This window comes from Corynebacterium testudinoris, assembly GCF_001021045.1.
GTDB lineage: Bacteria > Actinomycetota > Actinomycetes > Mycobacteriales > Mycobacteriaceae > Corynebacterium > Corynebacterium testudinoris.
Window position 1 is genome coordinate 2489276 of the sequence record NZ_CP011545.1, and the last position, 18286, is coordinate 2507561.

The 18286-nt window shown below is 65.0% G+C and carries 14 protein-coding genes; 2 read left to right on the forward strand and 12 right to left on the reverse strand.

Annotated elements, in window-relative coordinates:
• Positions 1-95 precede the first annotated feature (95 nt).
• Positions 96-761: a nucleotide exchange factor GrpE gene (grpE, locus tag CTEST_RS11960; RefSeq protein ID WP_047253929.1), complete on the reverse strand. Its 666-nt coding sequence runs from the start codon at positions 759-761 to the stop codon at positions 96-98.
• Positions 761-2614, reverse strand: a complete 1854-nt coding sequence (gene dnaK / locus CTEST_RS11965; protein WP_047253930.1) for a molecular chaperone DnaK — start codon at positions 2612-2614, stop codon at positions 761-763. The genes grpE and dnaK overlap by 1 nt, the downstream gene beginning before the upstream one ends.
• Positions 2615-3076: 462 nt before the next feature.
• On the opposite strand from dnaK, the gene CTEST_RS11970 reads away from it, so the two are divergent.
• Positions 3077-6493, forward strand: a complete 3417-nt coding sequence (locus tag CTEST_RS11970; RefSeq protein WP_047253931.1) for a bifunctional proline dehydrogenase/L-glutamate gamma-semialdehyde dehydrogenase — start codon at positions 3077-3079, stop codon at positions 6491-6493.
• Between the two features lie 8 nt (positions 6494-6501).
• The gene (locus CTEST_RS11975) at positions 6502-7878 is read left to right on the forward strand and encodes an AI-2E family transporter (protein WP_144413283.1); all 1377 of its coding nucleotides are present in this window, start codon (positions 6502-6504) and stop codon (positions 7876-7878) included.
• Positions 7879-7881: 3 nt separating this feature from the next.
• Here the strand turns inward: CTEST_RS11975 and CTEST_RS11980 are convergent, their stop codons facing one another.
• From CTEST_RS11980 to CTEST_RS12020, 10 genes are all read right to left on the reverse strand, one after another.
• The gene (locus tag CTEST_RS11980; RefSeq protein ID WP_047253933.1) at positions 7882-8457 is read right to left on the reverse strand and encodes a nucleosidase; all 576 of its coding nucleotides are present in this window, start codon (positions 8455-8457) and stop codon (positions 7882-7884) included.
• Positions 8458-8477: 20 nt separating this feature from the next.
• Positions 8478-9839, reverse strand: coding sequence for a M20 family metallopeptidase (locus tag CTEST_RS11985; protein ID WP_047253934.1), 1362 nt, complete (start codon positions 9837-9839; stop codon positions 8478-8480).
• A 25-nt stretch (positions 9840-9864) separates the two neighbouring features.
• Positions 9865-11478 (reverse strand): AbgT family transporter, encoded by a 1614-nt coding sequence (locus tag CTEST_RS11990; protein WP_083985603.1) that lies wholly within the window; start codon positions 11476-11478, stop codon positions 9865-9867.
• Between the two features lie 138 nt (positions 11479-11616).
• Positions 11617-12543 carry a sulfite exporter TauE/SafE family protein gene (locus tag CTEST_RS11995; protein ID WP_047253935.1) on the reverse strand — a complete coding sequence of 309 codons (927 nt, stop codon included), beginning with the start codon at positions 12541-12543 and terminating at the stop codon, positions 11617-11619.
• Between the two features lie 9 nt (positions 12544-12552).
• Positions 12553-13272, reverse strand: a complete 720-nt coding sequence (locus CTEST_RS12000) for a sirohydrochlorin chelatase (RefSeq protein ID WP_047253936.1) — start codon at positions 13270-13272, stop codon at positions 12553-12555.
• A 10-nt stretch (positions 13273-13282) separates the two neighbouring features.
• The gene (locus tag CTEST_RS12005; protein WP_047253937.1) at positions 13283-14551 is read right to left on the reverse strand and encodes a sulfate adenylyltransferase subunit 1; all 1269 of its coding nucleotides are present in this window, start codon (positions 14549-14551) and stop codon (positions 13283-13285) included.
• Positions 14551-15468 carry a sulfate adenylyltransferase subunit CysD gene (gene cysD, locus CTEST_RS12010; RefSeq protein ID WP_144413284.1) on the reverse strand — a complete coding sequence of 306 codons (918 nt, stop codon included), beginning with the start codon at positions 15466-15468 and terminating at the stop codon, positions 14551-14553. Before cysD ends, CTEST_RS12005 begins: the two co-directional genes overlap by 1 nt.
• Positions 15465-16229, reverse strand: coding sequence for a phosphoadenylyl-sulfate reductase (locus CTEST_RS12015; protein WP_047253939.1), 765 nt, complete (start codon positions 16227-16229; stop codon positions 15465-15467). Before CTEST_RS12015 ends, cysD begins: the two co-directional genes overlap by 4 nt.
• The gene (locus CTEST_RS13875) at positions 16226-16486 is read right to left on the reverse strand and encodes a hypothetical protein (protein WP_083985605.1); all 261 of its coding nucleotides are present in this window, start codon (positions 16484-16486) and stop codon (positions 16226-16228) included. Before CTEST_RS13875 ends, CTEST_RS12015 begins: the two co-directional genes overlap by 4 nt.
• Complete coding sequence (locus tag CTEST_RS12020; protein WP_047254449.1) at positions 16483-18189, reverse strand: nitrite/sulfite reductase; 1707 nt, start codon at positions 18187-18189, stop codon at positions 16483-16485. The genes CTEST_RS13875 and CTEST_RS12020 overlap by 4 nt, the downstream gene beginning before the upstream one ends.
• Positions 18190-18286: the final 97 nt, after the last annotated feature.

Here is an 18286-nt window from a genome sequence, read left to right on the forward strand (position 1 = left end):
TCATCATGCGTGAAACGTGCACATCGCCGCCCCTGGGATCGGGGCTTGGCTCCATTCCCAGGTACGGCGGCGATGTCTCACAGTAGCGGTTGCGCTTAGGCGTTGTTAGCTCCGCCAACCCCGCCAGCCTCACCGGCCGGGTCCGCGATGATGACCATCGCGTTGCGGACCAGGCGGTCACCGACGCGGTAGCCACGGCGCAGGACGGTACCGATGACCTTCTCTTCTCCATTCGACAGGTCTTGGACTGCCTCATGGATCTCCGGGTCGAAGGGGTCACCTTCCACGCCGAAGGCGACGAGCTTCTGGCCATCCAGCGTCGTGGTGAGCTTGTCGGCGAAAGCCCGCAGGGGGGTTCCGGTTTCCAAGTCACCGTGCTGGCGAGCCAGATCCAGATCGTCCAAGATCGGTACGAGCTGGGTCAGAACGGCTGCCTTAGCGGTGTCGATGATCCCCTGGCGGTCGCGCTCGGTCCGCCGACGGTAGTTGGCGTACTCGGCGCTGATGCGCTGCAGATCTTCGGTGCGCTCAGCGAGCTGAGCCTCGATGTCAGAGACCTGGCCGTCGCCATCGTGATCGGGATCGACGTTGGCGAAAGCATCCTCGATTTCCGCCTCGAGGGCCGGATCGAACTCACCCGCACCGTGGGCCTGGGCAGCCTCCTCGGCGGCAGCTTCGGCCCGCTCGGCCGAGGTTGCCTCCGGATCGGTGTGCTCCGGGTCGCCCGGGTTATCGGGCATTGACGGATTGGGGTTGGTCACTACTTCTTCTCCTCGTCTGCCTCAGGTGCGTCGTCCTCAACGACCTCGGCGTCGACGACGTTGTCATCGGCGTTGTCGGTCGGGGCTTCGGCCTGGGTGGCACCGGCGTTAGCCTCTGCCTCGTAGATGGCCTTGCCCATTTCCTGGGACTCGGTGGACAGCTTCTCCACGGAAGCCTTGATGGCGTCGAGGTCCTCGCCCTTGAGGGCCTCGTCGACTCCCTTGGCAGCCTCTTCGACCTTGGCCTTGATGTCCTCGGAGAGCTTGTCCGAGTTCTCTTCCATGAACTTGCGGGTCTGGTAGACCATGGACTCAGCGTTGTTGCGGGTCTCCTGCTCCTCGCGGCGCTTCTTGTCCTCCTCGGCGTGAGCCTCGGCGTCCTTGACCATGCGGTCAATCTCTTCCTGGGACAGGCCGGAGCCGTCCTGGATCTTGATCGTGTTCTCCTTGCCGGTGCCCTTGTCCTTGGCGGTGACGTGGACGATGCCGTTGGCGTCGATGTCGAAGGTGACCTCGATCTGCGGGACGCCACGCGGTGCCGGAGCGATGCCGCCGAGCTCGAAGGAACCGAGCAGCTTGTTGGCGGAAGCCATCTCGCGCTCGCCCTGGAAGACCTGGATCTGCACGGAGGGCTGGCTGTCTTCGGCGGTGGTGAACGTCTCGGAGCGCTTGGTCGGGATGGTGGTGTTGCGCTCGATGAGCTTGGTCATCACGCCACCCTTGGTCTCAATGCCGAGGGAGAGCGGGGTGACGTCGAGCAGCAGCACGTCCTTGACCTCGCCGCGGAGAACGCCAGCCTGCAGGGCAGCACCGACAGCGACGACCTCGTCCGGGTTAACGCCCTTGTTCGGCTCGCGGCCACCGGTCAGTTCCTTGACCATTTCGGTGACGGCCGGCATACGGGTGGAGCCACCGACGAGCACAACGTGATCGATGTCGGAGACAGACATGCCAGAGTCCTTGATGACCTGGTTGAACGGCTCCTTGGTGCGGTCGAGCAGGTCCTGGGTGATCTTCTGGAACTCGGTGCGAGTCAGGGTCTCATCCAGGAAGAGCGGGTTCTTGTCAGCGTCCACCGTGATGTACGGCAGGTTGATCGTGGCCTGCTGGGAGGAAGACAGTTCGATCTTGGCCTTCTCAGCGGCCTCGCGCAGACGCTGCAGGGCCATCTTGTCCTTGGTCAGGTCAATGCCGTGGGAAGCCTTGAACTTGTCCACCAGCCAGTCAACGATGCGCTGATCCCAGTCATCGCCGCCGAGCTTGTTGTCACCAGCGGTGGCGCGAACTTCCACAACGCCGTCGCCGATCTCCAGGAGGGAGACGTCGAAGGTGCCGCCACCAAGGTCGAAGACCAGGATGGTCTGCTCCTTGTCGCCGCGCTCCAGGCCGTAAGCCAGGGCAGCAGCGGTGGGCTCGTTGACAATGCGCAGGACGTTGAGTCCGGCGATCTGGCCGGCTTCCTTCGTAGCCTGGCGCTGTGCGTCCTCGAAGTAAGCGGGCACGGTAATCACGGCATCGGTGACATCCTCGCCCAGGTAGGCCTCAGCGTCCCGCTTCAGCTTCATAAGGGTACGAGCGGAGATCTCCTGCGGGGTGTACTTCTTGCCATCAATGTCGGTGCTCCAGTCGGTGCCGATGTGGCGCTTGACGGAGCGGATGGTGCGGTCGACGTTGGTCACTGCCTGGTTCTTGGCGGACTGGCCGACGAGGACCTCGCCGTTCTTGGCAAAGGCGACGACGGACGGGGTGGTCCGGGAACCTTCGGCGTTAGCGATGACGACGGGCTCGCCGCCCTCCAGAACGGACACCACCGAGTTGGTGGTACCGAGGTCAATTCCTACTGCGCGTCCCATGTTGTATTTCCTCCATGTTGTTAGGGATTTTTGTGAAGTTGATTGCGAGTGACTCAACTTATCCAGGCCCACTGTACCAGCACGCCTTGAGCGAGGGTCACTCAATCTGACACTTCACACAACGGCACACCTTCCAAAGTTGTTCCCACCTGACTCAACTTTTTTTAAAATGCCTGCTCACGCCCCCTAAATTAGTGCACCCAAACCCGTTATTAGACCCGATCTTGACGGCATCGCACCCTTGTGAGTTAATACAGGTACTCACACGTGAGAGACCACCGTCACAAATGCCGCCCACACCCTGGGGCGCGCTAGCGTGCCGGGAGAACTGAAAGGCGGTGCACACTGCCATGAACCGCGAGCACACCCGAACTCGGCGTAGCAGCGACCGTCCGCCGGTAGTCGACTGAAACTCCCCCATCACCACCGTTTCAGCCCACTACCGATAAGGACCCCATTCTCATGTCCCACCCTCAGCCAACCCTTGAATCCGTCATGCCTGCGGCCATCGACCGTGCCCGCGCCTGGCTGGACGCCAGTGCCCCCGGTGCCGCGGGGACGTCGAAAAGCGCTGCGAAGGGCACCCGCGAACTAGCGGAGCTCGTGCGCGACCCTAAGGGCGTGGCCTTCACCATGCAGTTCGTCGACCGGGTCGCCCGCCCCGAGGACAATGCCACCGCCGCCAACGCCCTTGCGCAGATGCCGGAGGGACCGAAGTTCCTCGGCCCGCTGAACAAGTCGGCGCTGCAGCTTGGCGGCAAGCTGGGCACCCTGTTCCCCCAGATCGTCATGCCCGTCGCCCGGATGCGCCTGCGTCAGATGGTCGGCCACCTCGTCCTCGACGCGGATGGCAAGGCCCTCAACAAGCTGCTGGACAAGTCTGCGAAGGACGACACCCAGCTCAACCTCAACCTCCTCGGTGAGGCAGTGTTGGGCCACGACGAGGCCGAGCGCCGCGCCGAACGCACCCTCGCCCTCATCTCCAACCCGCGCGTCACCTACGTCTCCGTCAAGGCCTCCAGCCTGTGCGCCCAGCTCAACCCCTGGGACCTCGAAGGTTCCCTGCTCCGGCTCAAGGACCAGCTGCGTCCGATGTACCAGGCCGCCAAGTACAACGGCGTGTTCATCAACCTGGACATGGAGGAGTACAAGGACCTGCGCCTGACCATTCGCCTGTTCACCGAGCTGCTCAGCGAGGAGGAGTTCACCCACCTGGAGGCCGGCATCGTGCTGCAGGCCTACCTGCCGGATAGCTTCGAGGCACTGCAGGAGTTGGCTGCCTTCGCCGCCGAGCGAGTGAGCAACGGTGGCGCTCCCATCAAGATTCGCCTGGTCAAGGGCGCGAACCTCTCGATGGAGAAGGTCGAGTCCGAGGTCCACGGCTGGCCGCAGGCCCCCTACGCCACCAAGCATGACGTCGATGCCAACTACCTGCGCCTGGTGGATTGGATCCTCACCCCTGAGCACGCCGCCAACGTGCGCATCGGCATCGCCAGCCACAACCTCTTTACCGTCGCGGCGGCGTGGGAGCTGGCGGTCGCCCGCGGCGTCGAGAAGCAGGTGGACGCGGAGATGCTCCAGGGTATGTCCCCCGAGCAGTCCCGCCTGGTCCGCGAGGCCATCGGCCGGATGATCCTTTACACCCCGGTCGTGCACGCCGAGGACTTCGACGTCGCCGTCAGCTACCTCGTCCGCCGTCTGGAGGAAAACGCTGAGGAGCAGAACTTCCTCCACTCGCTGTTCGCGCCGGGCACCACGCCGATGGACCGCCAGGAGGAAGCGTTCAAGCGCGCCGTCGAGGATCGCTGGGAGGTCTCTGACCGGCCCCGACGTAGTCAGGATCGCCGCGTGGAGGACGCCAAGCAGGCCCCGGACACCGGTCGCTTCATCAACGAACCGGACACCGATCCCGCTCTGCGCGCCAGCCGCGAATGGGCGCTGGCGGCCCTCGCCGCCGAGCCGGTCACCATCGAGCAGGAGGAAATCACCGATCCCGCGCTTGTCGACGCCGCCGTGGCCACCGCCCGCCAGCTATCGGAGCGGTGGGCGCAGAAATCGGGCGCCGAGCGCGCCACCGTGTTGGACACCATCGCCAATGAGCTGGCGAAAGCCCGCGGCGAGTTCATCACCGTCATGGCCCACGAAGCCGGTAAGACCGTCGATCAGTCGGACCCGGAGATCTCCGAGGCCATCGACTTCGCCACCTATTACGGCCAGTCTGCGCGCCTGCTCGATGAGGCTCGTTCCGAGTTCACCCCGCACGCTGTCACCGTCGTGGTCCCGCCGTGGAACTTCCCCGTCGCCATCCCCTGCGGCGGCGTGACCTCGGCCCTCGCGGCGGGTTCCGCGGTGATCCTTTCCCCCGCCCCGGAGGTGGTCGACTGCGCTCAGGTGCTGGTCAACGCCATTCATCGCGGCCTCGACGCCCACGGCATCGACCGCGACCTGGTCCAGTTACTGCGCACCGACGAGGCTGATGCCGGCCAGCGCCTCATCTCCCACGAGGACGTCGATCACATCATCCTCACCGGCGCCTCCGAGACCGCGAAGCTTTTCCGCTCCTGGCGCCCCGAGATGGATATTTCGGCGGAGACCTCGGGCAAGAACGCCATCATCGTCACCCCAGCGGCCGACCCGGACCTCGCCGTCGCCGACATCTACCGCTCCGCCTTCGGCCACTCCGGCCAGAAGTGCTCGGCATCCTCGCTGGTCATCTTGGTCGGCGCCGCGGGCCAGTCCCGCCGTCTGCGGGAGCAGCTTATCGACGCCGTCTCCACCCTCCGCGTCGGCCCCGGCACCGACATCACCACCACGATGAACGGCCTCATCTCTCCTCCCGGCGAGAAGCTACAGCGTGGCCTCACCCAGCTGGATGAGGGCGAGTCCTGGCTGCTCAAGCCCCGCCAGCTCGATGAGGAGGGCCGGTTCTGGACCCCGGGTATCCGCGACAACGTGGCCCCCGGCTCCTGGTTCCATACCCACGAGTGCTTCGGCCCCGTCCTCGGCATCATGCACGCCTCCACCTTGGAGGAAGCCATCGAGTGGCAGAACTCCACCGGGTTCGGGCTTACCGGCGGCATCCACTCCCTCGATCCGGAGGAGGTTGATCTCTGGACCGATCGCGTCGAGGTGGGCAACGCCTACATCAACCGCGGTATCACCGGCGCGATCGTCCAGCGCCAGTCCTTCGGTGGCTGGAAAGACTCGGTCATCGGTGCCGGGGCCAAGGCCGGCGGCCCGAACTACGTTGCCCAGCAGGGCGTGTGGTCCGATGGTTCACTCGACATCGCGCAGGTGCAGCTGCCCAGCACCGCGGCTGACTTCCTGCGCCGCGCCGCCGAGCTGCTCAGCGATGAGGATCTTCGCTGGCTCACCACCGCCGCCGAGCTCGATGAGCTGGCCTGGCGCGAGGAATTCGGCGCCACCCACGACCTCACGGCGCTGCGCTCGGAAGCCAACATCTTCCGCTACCGCCCGCTGCTCGATCCGCTGCGCATCCGCGTCGGTGACAACGCCGCGCTTCGTGATGTCTTGCGTCTTCAACTGGCAGCTCTGCGCACCGGCACCGCGGTGGATATTTCCGCCCGCGAGTCCGTCGCCCGCGAGCTGTCCCAGGCTGGCATCCACGCCCGCGCTATCAGCAACGATGCCTTCGCTGCCGAGCTGACCGGCCTCACCGGAGCCCGAGTTCGGGCGCTTGGTGACGTCAGCGACGACCTTTATTCAGCCGCCGCGGAATCCGGATCGGTCATCCTCGATGCCCCGGTGATTGCCGATGGCCGCCGTGAACTTCTACCTTTCCTTCTGGAGCAAGCAATTTCCCAGACCATGCACCGTTTTGGCGTGCTAGGAACAAAGAAGGTTTCTCTGGCAGAATAGAACTTCTTATGAGCACACCACTTGATCCCCAGAAGCCCGGGATGCACGGCACGGACACCCGGGACCTCTCCGATACCATCGCAGAGATCGCCGATGATCGCCCGATCCCCTCTGATACCGAGGAGGTCACCGACCGCGGAGTCATCATCGGCCGTGATGGCCGGTGGGCTGCCGGGTGGGCGTTGCGGTTCATCATCATGGTGGTGGCCGGATACTTGGCCCTCCAGCTGCTGGGGAAGGTGTGGGTCGGCCTCCTGCCCATCTTGCTCGCCATCCTGGTTACCTCCGTGTTGTGGCCGGTGACCAGCTTCTTCCGCAACACGTTGCGTTTCCCGGCGGCCCTTGCGGCGATTGCCACGATCATCGGCTTTTTCGCCGCCATTATCGGCGTTTTCGCCGCCATGGCCCCGACGGTGCGTGACCAGGGAGCATCGCTGGTCACGGAGGCCTCCAACGGCATCGACCGGATCAGCAAGTGGATCCAGGACGGGCCCTTCGACATCGACCTGGGTCAGTTCAGCGGCGCGCTCGATGACGTGGTCAACTACGTCCGCCAGCAATCCGCGAACATCGCTTCCGGCGTTTTCAGCGGACTCTCCGCCGCGACGTCGGTGGTGGTGACGCTCGTCGTCATGCTTGTGCTCACCTTCTTCTTCCTCAAGGACGGCTCCAAGTTCCTGCCTTGGGTACGCAAGTACACCGGCTCGAATGTTGGTTGGCACCTCACCGAGGTCCTCACCCGCACGTGGAACACCCTCGCCGGATTCATCCGCACGCAGGCGCTGGTGTCCTTGGTTGATGCTGTCTTCATCGGCATCGGTTTGCTCATCCTCGGCGTCCCGCTGGCGCTGGTGCTCGCCGTGATCACGTTCTTCGCCGGGTTCATCCCCATCGTCGGTGCTTTCACCGCCGGCGCGCTGGCCGTCATCATCGCGCTGGTGACCAACGGACTGACCAACGCTCTTCTCGTGCTCGCGCTCATCATCCTGGTCCAGCAGATCGAGGGCAATATCCTCCAGCCGATCCTGCAGTCAAAGGCGATGAACCTTCACGCCGCGGTTGTGCTGCTCTCGGTCACGGTCGGTTCCACGATGTTTGGCATCGTCGGTGCCTTCCTCGCCGTCCCCGTCGCGGCCACCATCGCCGTGTGGTTCCGCTACCACTCGGAGATGGTCGCCCTGCGTGCGGGTGAGATCTCCATCGATGACATTGAAATCGCCACCAAGGAGGGCACGAACGTCACCTCCAAGGAAGCGTTCGAGGGAGTGCGCGACAAGCTCCGGTCGATGGGTCGCCGGAGGAACGAGGATTCGGCTGAGGGTAAATCCGAATCCGGCGGTATCCTGCCGCGCTTCCGCAAGGTTGTGGAAACCGAACCGGAGTAAACCTTAGAAGTTGAGCTTGGCCACGGCCTCGGCAATCTTGCGGGAGCACTCGTCCAACGAGTCCGCCCAGCCCGAGGCCGTGGCTTCGTCTGCATGGTCGGAGATCTGCTTGAGCAGCGTCACGGGCACGCCGAAGTGCAGGCCCACGGCGGCGATGGCATAGCCTTCCATGTCGACGAGCCCGGCGCGGGAGGCCAGGGCCTCCTTCTTTGCGGAGTCGTTGACAAAGGTATCCCCGGTGGCCAGGGAGGCCACCGGGAACAGCCCGGACGTCGTGGGTTCGATGACGTCCGGGCTGAAACGCTCGGCCACCCCGGGCACCACGTCGGAATCGAAGTCGTGCTTGAACACGGAGTTGATTTCGTAGACGCCGTCGCCCAGCTCGGGGCGAAGTGCCCCGGCGGTGCCGACGTTGATGATCCGGGAGGGCAGCTGGCCGGTAGCGCGGGCGTTAGCCAGGTACTCGGTTAAGGAGATGGCTGCGGCCAGCGTGCCAATGCCGGTGATGAGGAGGGTGGTGCCCTCGGGAAGCTGGGTCACTTCACCGGGGACTGCGGCAACGAAGAGGGGTTGATTCATGCCTCAGAGCATAAGCCACCTCACCCCAGTTGATCAGCGACGCTGAATTTCCCTCCGGTGGCGTTGAACTCGGCGAGGGCTGCCGCCGCCAGGGCGTCATCCCCCAGCACATCCATCGCGACCTGGGCGAGGCCGGCGGAGGAGTCGACCGCGGCCCGGGTGGCCTCGGGGGATCCGGCCCATTCCGCGAACGCCGCCGTGTGGAGGGCGACATCGGGCGGGGAGACCTTGACCATGGGGTGGATTCCAGGGACGAGCTGGGACACGTTGCCGAAGTCGGTCGACGCGGCGAGCGAGTCGGGCACCACGCCGGCGGGGGCGGCGGTCCGGCCCCGGAGGGCCTGGGTGTGGGTCCAGCGACCGAGCAGCGTCTCATTGTTGCGGATCGGCAGGGTCGTGGGGTGAACATCCCACTGCCGCTCGACGGTGCAGCCGGTCATGAGCGCGGCACCGTCGAGGATGTTGTCCACGCGGGCGGAGAGATCGACGAGCGATTCGGTGAGCAGCGAGCGGACGTAGATGTCCAGGGACGCGGTCTCGGGGATGACGGAGGGGCGGTGCCCGCCGTCGGTGATGACGGAATGCAGGCGATCGCTCGGCGCCATTTGCTGCCGCAGCAGCCCCATCGCCTGGTAGGCGAGGGTGGCGGCGTCGAGGGCGTTGCGTCCCATGAACGGCTGCGAGCTGGCGTGCGCTGCAACCCCGTGGAAGGTCGCTTGGAGGGTGCGGCGGCCGAGCCAGTAGTGGCTGGAGATGTCGTAGCCGAAGGGGTGGATCATGATGGCGACGTCAATGCCGTCAAGCATGCCGCCACGAATCATGTACTCCTTGCCGGAATGCCCCTCCTCCGCGGGCGTGCCCAGGAAGACGATGCGGCCGCCCATGCCCGACGAGCGGAGTGCCTCGACCGCGGACAGGAAGGCGCCGACGCCGGCGGCGGCGATGATGTTGTGCCCGCAGGCGTGCCCGATGCCCGGTAGGGCATCGTATTCCGCCAGGATGGCGACGGTGCGGTGGCGGGCGGGGTCGTAGCCGGGGGCGTCATAAAGCGTCCGCAGCGACGTCTCCACTCCGTGCACTCCGCGTTCCACGGCAAAGCCCTTCGCCTCCAGCAGCTCGGCGATGGTCCGCTGCGCGTGGACCTCCTCGAACGCCACCTCAGGGTGGGCATGGAGGTTTTGCAGGAGGGCGGTCAGTTCCGGTTCCAGCGCTTCCGCGCTTGCCGACGCCGTCGTCCACGCCGCCTCCTGTCCCGGATAGGCATCCAGGACCACGGGACCGCCGGTGGCGGCCTCTTGCACCTCCTTCATCCGGGCTTCGATGCCAGCGCTGGCGTGGTCGAGAAAAGCAGTGGACGGATTAGTGCGATCTGACGAATGCATTGTTGTTTTACGCTACCTTCTGTTGCTACTGGAGGAAGATCTGGGCACCGGGACCAAGCGGCAGATCCGCGAAGTACCAAATGGCGAGCAATCCCGCCCAGGAGAGCCAGAAGGGAATAACGAACGGGATGAGGCGCGACATCAAGGTACCCAGGCCAGCGTTGGGTTCGTAGCGGCGCAGCAATCCGAGGATGACAATCATGTACGGGTTGAGCGGGGTGATGACCTGGGTGGCGGAGTCACCGACGCGGAACGCTGCCTGGGTGAAGGCGGGTTCGAAGCCAATGAGCGCGAACATCGGGACGAAGACCGCCGCCATGAGCGTCCACATGGCCGAGCCGGAGATGATGAGCAGGTTGAGCAGCGACGCCAGGACAATGAACGCGAGGATCGCTCCGAAGCCGGTGAGCCCGATCGATTCGAGGAAGGCAGCGCCCTTGACGGCGGTGTAGGTACCGATGCCGGTCCAGGCGAATAGTGCGACGAACTGGCCGAGGAGGAACGCCAGCACGAGGAAGCCGATCATGTCCTTGAGGGCCAGGCCCATCATCTTGACGATGTCGGACACCGACTTCACCGACCCCACGTACAGGCCGTAGACGATGCCCATGATCATGAAGTAGGAGAAGACGATGAACACGATCGACTGCAGAAGCGGGGACTGCGGCAGGAAGTTGCCCGCCTCATTGCGCCACGGGGAGCTGGGCATGAGGAACGCCCAGAGGAAGACAATCGTCAGCGCCACAGCCGCCAGCAGAGAGGCGACGAGGCCGCGGTTTTCCTCGCGGGTCAAGGTGGCGGAGAGCTCGTTGCCATCGGCATCGCGGTCACCGCGCTGGGAAGCATCCTCGCCGCTGAGGGTCTCCGCGGTGGGCACGCCTTGGCGCACCATGCGCGGTTCGAGGACCTTGTCGGTGATGAGGCCGGCCAGCAGACCGAGGACGATGGCGGAGGCGATGTTGAAGTAGTAGTTGGAGACCGGGTTGACCTCGGTGGTGGCGATGCCCGGCAGGGTCTCCATCACGGCGTTGGTGATTCCGGCGAACAGCGCATCAAGGCTGGTGGGGAACAGTGCGGTGGAGTAACCCGCGCCCACGGCGGCGAAACCGCCGAGCAGACCGGCGACGGGGTGACGGCCCGCTGCCTTGAACACCATGGCGGCCAGCGGCGGGACGACGACGAAGGCGGCGTCGGCCATGATCGAGGCGGTAACACCGACGATGCCCACGGCGTAGGGAAGGATCCAGCGCTTAGCGGAGCCGAAGAGCTTGCGGATCAGCGCCGAGAGCATGCCCGAACGCTCGGCCACACCCGTGGCCAGGAGGATGGGGAGGACGGTGACCAGGGGCGGGAAGCCGATGTAGTTGGATCCCATCGTGGTGGTCAGCCACGTCATGCCCTCGCCGGTGAACAGGCCCCGGATGGTGAGGTCTTTGTCCGACCCGGGCACGGCGACGGTGATGTCTTGGACCGCCATGATGGTGGAGGCGATGCCGGTGAGGAGGAACAGGATGAGGAAGAGGGTGAACGGCTCAGGCAGTTTGTTGCCCACGTACTCGATTCCATTGAGGAACCGGTCGCCTAAGCCACCCTTCTTTCCTTTCTGCTGGTCACGGTCTTTCTCAGCGGTTGTACTCATGAGCTCACATCCTTCGAAGGGACTTGACGCAGGGAACTTGATTCCCTAACTGTTCCATAGATCACACTCGAATTAGGTGAGAAAAACAAATTGTTTATTAAATTCTTGTGAATTTAATCTAAGTATTAGGTATAAATATTAAACCTTCACGCGATCATTACTCGGTTGTTCTTTCACGCCCGTTACCACTGCCGCGTCGAGCTGATTGCGGCGAGCGCGCTGGTAGCCCACCCACGTCAGGGCCAGGCCAATGACCAAGGTCGCCAGCTGGAGGGTGAGCACAACCGGCTGGGTGACCGCGAAGAACTTGAGCACCACCGGCAGGTTGAGCAGCAACAACAGCGTGCCCACGATTCCGCCCAGGGCCACCGGGTTGAGGCGGGTAACCAGCCACGCCGCCAGCGGGGCGGCGATGGTGCCGCCGATGAGCAGGGCGAGGACGGCCGGCAAATTAGCCACGAGCTCTTCCCACAGGCCGATGACGAAGCCTAAGGTGGCGCCCAAGGTAACCAGGAACTCTGCGGTATTGACCGTGCCCACGACCCGGCGCGGCTCCGTTCGTCCGAGCGAGAGCAGCGTCGAGGTGGTCACCGGCCCCCAGCCGCCACCGCCGGAGGCATCGATGAAGCCGCCGAAGAGGCCAAGGCCGCCCAGGAATCCGGTGCTGTGGGGTTGGGAATTGACGGAGCGGCGCACCCGTCCTCGGGAGAACCGCCAGATGAGGTTGAGCCCGATCGCGGCGAGGATGGCGGCGGTGAGGGGACGCGCGGCATCGGTGGACAGGGAGGACAAGACGGTGGCACCGGCGAAGGCGCCCAGGGCGCCGGGGATGGCGAGGCGGAAGACTACCCGCCAATCGACGTTGCCGAAGCGCCAGTGGCTCACCCCGGAGACGAACGTCGTGCCCAGTTCGGCGACGTGGACCGCCGCGGAGGCCTGGGCCGGTCCGAGCCCAGCGAGGAGGATGAGGATGGTGGTGGATGTCGCACCGAAGCCCATGCCAAGGCCCCCGTCGACAAGCTGGGCAGCGAGGCCTGCCAGGGCGATAAGGATGAGCGTTTTCATGGGGTTTCCTTAGACAGCCGGAAGGGAAAGCGCGGAGTGGTAGCGGGAGGCGACCACCGCCGCGAGGTCAGTGGTCAGTGGTGGAGAGGAGGTAAAGCGCGCGCCGGTAGCGGCGGCAATGCGCGGAAGCTGCTCGCGGAGACGATCAAGGAGCAACCCATCGGTGACGAACAAGGGCAGTAGGTGCACTGCTGACCGTCCCGCGGCCGCTTCGATGACACCCGCTCCCCCGCTACCGGCCGGGCCGGTGGCGGGGACCACGGAGACGGAGTGTCCCGATAGCTCCGCCACCCGGGCGCCGAGCTCCCCCAGGGCCGCCTGCGCGGCCTCGTCGCTGGTGCCCACGGGGTAGAGCACGACGTGGGAGTCGGCGGGAGCGTCCAGCGCCACCCGCTGGGAGAGGACCCCGGCGACGCAGTCGCCCGTGCCCAGGCCGGGTGCCACGTGGAGGGAGAGCCCACTGTGCTCCGCGGCCTGGGCCACGACCTCGGGCACGTCGTGGCGGGCGTGGAAAGCGTCGGTGAACAGCAAGGGCACGACGATGGCTTCCCGGTGCCCAGCGGCGGCCAGGTGGAAAGCCACATCCGGGAGGGTGGGCTCGGTGAATTCGAGGTGGGCGTCGAAAGCGGGGGCGTCGATAAGCTGGCCCGCAGCCCGGGTGAGTCGGCGGATGCCGCCGCCCGAACCGGGGTGACGCGAGCCGTGGGAGAGCGTGATTAGGGCGGTCATGGCTGCCTCCTTAGCGGAGTCGGGTGCCCACCAGGCCGGCGGCCAGGGTGGAGCCGTTGGCGGGGTCAATGAGGAGGAAACTGCCCACGGCCCCGCGCGCGGCGTAGCCATCAATGGGCAGTTCAGCAGCGGTATCGATGCTGATGTGGGCGATGTCGTTGAGCTGGAATTCCTCCGGGTGGTCCACGTCGGCGAGGCCGTCGATATCGAGCAGTCGGTCCACGGAAGCGATGCGACCGCGCACGAGTGAGGTGCCATAGCGGACTTTCACTGGCGCCCCGGCGCGCAGGGCCTTCTCCGTGAGCCCAACCACGGTGGCGGAGAAGTGACGCACCTCGACAGGCCGCTGAACGCCGGAAATGAGGTCACCACGGGCGAGATCGACGTCGTCGGCAAGCAGCAGGGTGACAGAGTCACCGGCCACGGCCTCCTCGACCGGACCGTCGGTGGAGTCAATGCCAACGATTTCCGTCGACCGGCCATAAGGCAGGGTCACCGTCGACCCCACCCGGACCGAGCCGGCCTCGACTCGGCCGGCGTAGCCGCGATAATCGGTGGCGTGCTCACGGATGACCCACTGGATGGGGAAACGCAGGTCCAGATCGTGCGCGCGGCCGCGGGTGACTTCCACCTCCTCGAGCAGGGAGAGGATGGTGGGGCCGGTGTACCACGGCATCGCGAGCGATCGATCGACGACGTTGTCTCCCCGCAGCGCGGAGATGGGGACAACGTGGGTGTCCGTCACGCCGAGGCGATCGGCCGCCGCCGCGAAGGATGCTTCGATGTCCCGGAACACGGACTCGGAGTAGTCGACCAGGTCGATCTTGTTCACGGCCAGGATGACGGTGCGCACGCCCAGCAGTGCTGCCACCGTCAGGTGGCGAACGGTCTGCTCGACGACGCCATGGCGGGCGTCGACAAGCAAAACCACGACCTGGGACGTCGACATGCCGGTGACCGTATTGCGGGTGTACTGCACGTGGCCGGGAGTGTCGGCGAGGATGAAGGTGCGCTGATCGGTGGCGAAGTAGCGGTAGGCGACATCAATGGTGATGCCCTGCTCACGTTCGGCACGGAGGCCATCCACCAGCAAGGACAGGTCGATGCCATCGAAACCACGATCAGCAGAGGTCGCCTCGACGGAGGCGAGCTGATCCGCCAGGACGGACTTCGTGTCGTGGAGCAAGCGGCCGACGAAGGTGGATTTTCCATCGTCGACGGAGCCGGCGGTGCACAGGCGTAGGGTCTCGCGGGTGGCGATGAGGGTGGAGGCGTTCATCAGAAGTAGCCCTCTTTCTTGCGGTCTTCCATGGCGGATTCGCTGAGGCGGTCATCGGCTCGAGTGGCGCCGCGCTCAGTGAGGGTGGAGGTGGCGATCTCGGCGAGGATCTCGTCGATCGTGGTGGCGGTGGATTCGACCGCGCCGGTGCAGGACATGTCGCCGACGGTGCGGTAGCGGACGCGGCGGGTTTCTAGTTCTTCCCCGCGCCGCGGTCCACCCCAGGGGCCCGGGGTAAGCCACATGCCGTCCCGGTTGAACACCTCGCGCTCGTGGGCGAAATAGATCGATGGCAGGTCGATGCCGCGGGCGCCGATGTACTCCCACACATCCGCCTCGGTCCAATTCGAGATGGGGAACACGCGGATATTCTCGCCGGGCAGCTTCGAGCCGTTGTACAAGCTCCACAGCTCGGGGCGTTGGCGGCGTGGATCCCAGCCGCCGAAAGAATCCCGCACGGAGAACACGCGCTCCTTGGCGCGGGCCCGCTCCTCGTCGCGGCGGGCACCACCGAGGACGGCGTCATATCCCTGCTCAGCGATGGTCTCCACCAGCGGCACGGTCTGCAGCGGGTTGCGGGTGCCGTCGGGGCGTTCGCTCAGGTCACCGCGGTCGATCCAGTCCTGGACGTGCGCGACCCGCAGCCGCGCCCCCGTCTGCTCGACGAGGCGATCCCGGAAGGAAATGACCTCGTGGAAGTTGTGGCCCGTGTCCACGTGCAGAAGTTCCAGCGGCAGGGCGGCGGGGGCGAACGCGCGGCGAGCGAGCTCCAGCACCACGCAGGAATCCTTGCCGCCGGAGAACAGCAGGCCGATGGAATCGAACTGCCCCGCTACCTCGCGGAGGATGTGGATGGACTCGTTTTCCAAGTCCTTGAGATGAGGGGAGAGGCGTTGAGTAGCAATCGCTGTGGTCATGTGTGTAGTCCGCATTCTGTTTTGGCGTTGCCAGCCCAGCGGCCGGCCCGGGGGTCCTCGCCGTCGGCGACGGGAAGGGTGCAGGTGGCGCACCCGATGGAGGGGTAGCCCTGCGTGGTCAGGGGGTGTCGGATGAGGTCGTTGTCGGCGATGAAGGCTTCGGTGTCCTCCAGCGACCACGTGATGATCGGGGAGATTTTCAGCCGCCCCGTGGCATCGAGGCTCAGCGCCGGTGCCTGCGCGCGGGTCGGCCCGTCGGCGCGCCGCAACCCGGTCACCCATCCCGCATACGGGCTTAAGTTCACGGCCAGCGGCTCGACCTTGCGCATCCGGCAACACGCCGCCGGGTCGCGCCCATACAGGGCCACCCCGTAGGTGGCATCCTGCTCAGCGCGGGTGAGCACTGGCAGGGCCCGCACGAGTCGCTGGGGATATCGCTTATCGACGCCGTCCGCTACCGCCAGCGTCTGCTCAAAGTGGTAGCCGGTATCGAGGAAAAGGAAGTCTGCCTGCGGCAGATGCCGCGCAGCGAGCTCCGCGAGCACGGTGTTTTCCATGGACAAGGTCACCGCGACGTCACCGGGGACGTGTTCTGCTGCCCAGGCGAGGATGGTCTCGGCGGAGGCATCGTAGAGCTGCTCGGCGAAGGTATCCACCAGTTCGGCGTTGCGCTGGGCCGTGCGCGGGTCGAGTGGTGCGGTGGTGTTCGGGCCGGGCGGGCTGACCTGGGGGTCGCGCTTGGTGGCGGAGAGTAGGTTCATTGGGCACCTCCCACTCGAGTGAGTTGGATTCCGTGTCGGTGAAGTGATTCTTGGATGGCTTGGTTGGTGGATCGGGCGGGAGCCGGGCGCTGCGGGGGTTCGTCTTGGCCGTGGTACTGGATAGAAAACACCCGCGTGCAATCGGAGCAGGACCAGGCAAAGTCATCCTCCACCGCCGGGAACAGCACCTCGCCAGCGCAATAGGGGCAAAACAGCGGGTGATTCCGGTTCGGGTTGGGCTTGCGGCGAAAACTCACTTGAGGTCCTCCTCGTCGGCGCGCTGGACCCATTCCTGGAAGGTCTCTTCTTCGTGGCGCTGTTGTTTGAAGTGCTCGACCACGCGGACGACGTAATTCCCGACCTCGTCGGCGATGACCTTGTGCCCTTTGACCTTGCGGCCAAAGTTGGCGTTGATGTTCATCGATCCGCCCAGGTGCACCTGGAACCCCTCGACGCGGTTGCCCTGGTCATCGGTGACGGTTTGACCCTTGAAGCCGATGTCTGCCACCTGGGTGCGGGCGCAGGAGTTGGGGCAGCCATTGAGCGCGATGCGCACCGGGACGTCAATGTCACCGATCCGATCCTCGAGCTCATCGACCAATTCCACGGCCCGAGCTTTGGTGGTGGCGTGGGCGAGCTTGCAAAACTCGAGGCCCGTGCACGAAATGATGTTGCGGCGCCACTCCGAAGGCTTCGAGAACAACCCAGTCTCATCCAGGGCGTCAGAAAGCGCGGTGAGGTCAGTGCGCTCGACGTCGAGGAAGAGCAGTTCCTTCTCCGCGGTGGTGCGGATGCGCTCGATGCCGAAACGCTCGGCCACGTCGGCGATAGCGATGAGCTGCTCACCGGTGGTGTGGCCCACGGTCGGCTTCACCCCGAGGTAGAACTTGCCATCCTTTTGCGGGTGCGCGCCGATGTGGTCGCGGTAGCCCGGATTGATGGGCTGATGGGGGCCATCGATCAGCGGCCGACCCAGGTACTCCGTTTCCAGAACCTCCCGGAACTTCTCGATGCCCCACTGGGCCACCAAGAACTTCAAGCGCGCCCGGTTGCGCAGGCGACGGAAACCATAGTCGCGGAAGATTCGAGCAACCCCGGCCCACACGTCCGGAACCTCATCGAGAGGGATCCACGCTCCCAACGACTGCGCGATCATCGGGTTGGTGGACAGGCCACCTCCGACGAAGCACTCAAAGCCGGGGCCGTGCTCCGGGTGGACCGAGCCGACGAAGCAAATGTCCTGGATCTCGTGGGTAACGTCCTGGCGCGAATGGCCCGAAATGGCGGACTTGAACTTGCGCGGCAGGTTGTGGAACTCCGGGTTAGGTAAAAGCTCCTGCTGGATTCGCTCGATGGCCGGTGTGGCGTCGATGATTTCCTCCGCGCTCACCCCGGCAACGGGGGAGCCGAGAATAATGCGCGGGACATCACCGCAGCCCAGGAGGGTCGTCAGCCCGACGGACTCCAGCCGGTCCCAGATCGCCGGTACATCCTCGATGCGGATCCAATGCAATTGGATGTTCTGCCGATCAGTGAAGTCCGCCGTGGAACGGGCGTAATCACGGCTAATCTCGCCGACCACGCGGAGACGCTCCGGGGAGGCCAGGCCACCGTCGAAGCGCACCCGCATCATGAGGTACTTATCCTGCAGCTGATCATCGGGGACCTGGCCCGTCAGCTCACCACCCAAATCCTGGCGGCGTTGAGTGTAAATCCCCAACCACTTGAATCGGGGGTTGAGATCATCCGCCGGGATGGAATCAAAGCCCTGCTGGGAGTAGACATCAATCACGCGCTGCTTCACGGCGAGCGCGTCTTCCTCCTGCTTGACTTCCTCGGCGTGGTTGAGCGGCGACCGGCCATCGATCTTCCATTGCCCCTCGGGCTTTTTAGCTCTCGCCGGCCGCTTTACTGCGCCGGCCTTCCCTCGTGCTTCGGTCACCGTCGCGGTGGGTGCCATGGACATACTCCTCATTGCCTGAACTACTCGGTCTATTAATTATCCGGTTCCACTGAAGCTAGGCGCGTGCAGAGCGATGATTCAAGGATTAATTTCA

Excerpts from the sequence above, each read along its gene's own strand:
- dnaK (WP_047253930.1), bottom strand. The coding sequence starts at position 2,614 with ATGGGACGCGCAGTAGGAATTGACCTCGGTACCACCAACTCGGTGGTG.
- CTEST_RS11970 (WP_047253931.1), top strand. The coding sequence starts at position 3,077 with ATGTCCCACCCTCAGCCAACCCTTGAATCCGTCATGCCTGCGGCCATC.
- CTEST_RS11975 (WP_144413283.1), top strand. The coding sequence starts at position 6,502 with ATGAGCACACCACTTGATCCCCAGAAGCCCGGGATGCACGGCACGGAC.
- CTEST_RS11980 (WP_047253933.1), bottom strand. The coding sequence starts at position 8,457 with ATGAATCAACCCCTCTTCGTTGCCGCAGTCCCCGGTGAAGTGACCCAG.
- CTEST_RS11985 (WP_047253934.1), bottom strand. The coding sequence starts at position 9,839 with ATGCATTCGTCAGATCGCACTAATCCGTCCACTGCTTTTCTCGACCAC.
- CTEST_RS11990 (WP_083985603.1), bottom strand. The coding sequence starts at position 11,478 with ATGAGTACAACCGCTGAGAAAGACCGTGACCAGCAGAAAGGAAAGAAG.
- CTEST_RS11995 (WP_047253935.1), bottom strand. The coding sequence starts at position 12,543 with ATGAAAACGCTCATCCTTATCGCCCTGGCAGGCCTCGCTGCCCAGCTT.
- CTEST_RS12000 (WP_047253936.1), bottom strand. The coding sequence starts at position 13,272 with ATGACCGCCCTAATCACGCTCTCCCACGGCTCGCGTCACCCCGGTTCG.
- CTEST_RS12005 (WP_047253937.1), bottom strand. The coding sequence starts at position 14,551 with ATGAACGCCTCCACCCTCATCGCCACCCGCGAGACCCTACGCCTGTGC.
- cysD (WP_144413284.1), bottom strand. The coding sequence starts at position 15,468 with ATGACCACAGCGATTGCTACTCAACGCCTCTCCCCTCATCTCAAGGAC.
- CTEST_RS12015 (WP_047253939.1), bottom strand. The coding sequence starts at position 16,229 with ATGAACCTACTCTCCGCCACCAAGCGCGACCCCCAGGTCAGCCCGCCC.
- CTEST_RS12020 (WP_047254449.1), bottom strand. The coding sequence starts at position 18,189 with ATGGCACCCACCGCGACGGTGACCGAAGCACGAGGGAAGGCCGGCGCA.